The sequence below is a fragment of the Pelorhabdus sp. sgz311001 genome, assembly GCF_055901755.1.
Map to the genome: position 1 here is coordinate 1 of NZ_JBVXUT010000015.1, position 1,165 is coordinate 1,165.

2 protein-coding genes are annotated in these 1,165 nt (G+C 48.8%); both read left to right on the plus strand.

All coding sequences use genetic code 11. The annotated features are described in order from the left end of the window. Positions 1-852: transketolase C-terminal domain-containing protein (locus tag AC0MXB_RS18270; RefSeq protein ID WP_474041157.1), on the plus strand; the 852-nt coding region annotated here is incomplete at its 5' end. 11 nt (positions 853-863) lie between these two features. Continuing rightward, positions 864-1,165 (plus strand): thiamine pyrophosphate-dependent enzyme (locus AC0MXB_RS18275; protein WP_474041158.1); only part of this gene is annotated, 302 nt, incomplete at its 3' end.

A 1,165-nucleotide genomic window follows, 5' to 3' on the forward strand; every position in this document is an offset into this window, starting at 1 on the left:
CCCATCGTGATTGCCAACGTACAGCGGGTAGGTCCTTCGACTGGCCAGCCGACATCTCCGTCACAAGGCGATGTAATGCAAGCTCGCTGGGGAACCCATGGCGATCATCCGATCATTGCGTTAACACCGGCCAGTGTACCAGAATGTTTCAGCCTGACCATTCGTGCTTATGAATTGTCGGAAAAATACCGCGTTCCAGTTATCATGTTAATGGACGAAATAATTGGACATATGCGTGAGCGCATTGATCTTCCGGAAAATTATGACGATATTAAACAGCCGCAGCGCAAACAGCCGACGGAAAAACCGTCGAAAGACTATAAAGCTTATGCAGCAGGCACGAACGATGTTCCGCCGATGCCTGCTTTTGGCGAAGGCTATCGCTTCCATGTAACAGGCCTCATTCATGATGACAGCGGCTTCCCGAACGGTTCTCCAGCGGCTACGGTAGCGCAGATGGACCGCTTGAATAAGAAACTGAGCGATCACTTAGACGATATTGTGACTTACGAAAAATATTGCATGGAAGACGCCGAATATGCCGTAGTGGCTTATGGCGGTACAGCTCGTACAGCTTATGCAGCGATTGACGAAGCTAGAGCCAAAGGCATCAAAGTGGGTCTGTTCCGTCCGATTACAATCTGGCCGTTTGCCCAGAAACAAGTAGAAGAATTAGCGACAAAAGTCAAAGCGATGATTGTCCCTGAATTAAACTGCGGTCAATATGTAGGAGAAGTACAAAAAGCGGTAAATGGCAAAGTGCCAGTGATCTCCTATGCAAAATACAACAACGAAGCGATTACTCCGGCTGAGTTATACGAAGCTCTGGAAAAGCTCGCCAAGGAGGCGTAAGTATGAAAAGCATGGAACAACTTATTGATCAGTATTATCGCCCTCGTCTGCCCCATATTTGGTGCCCTGGCTGCGGTAACGGCGTAGTAACAAGCGCGACAGTAAAAGCAATCGATAAACTGGGCTTAGACCAGGATAAAACAACGATCGTATCAGGGATCGGCTGTTCTTCCCGTGCGTCAGGCTATCTAGATTTTGATACGGTACACAGTGCCCATGGTCGGGCCATTCCTTTTGCAACGGGTGTGAAACTGGCCAATCCGGAACTCAATGTCATCGTTATGACTGGTGACGGCGATGCTACGGCAATCGG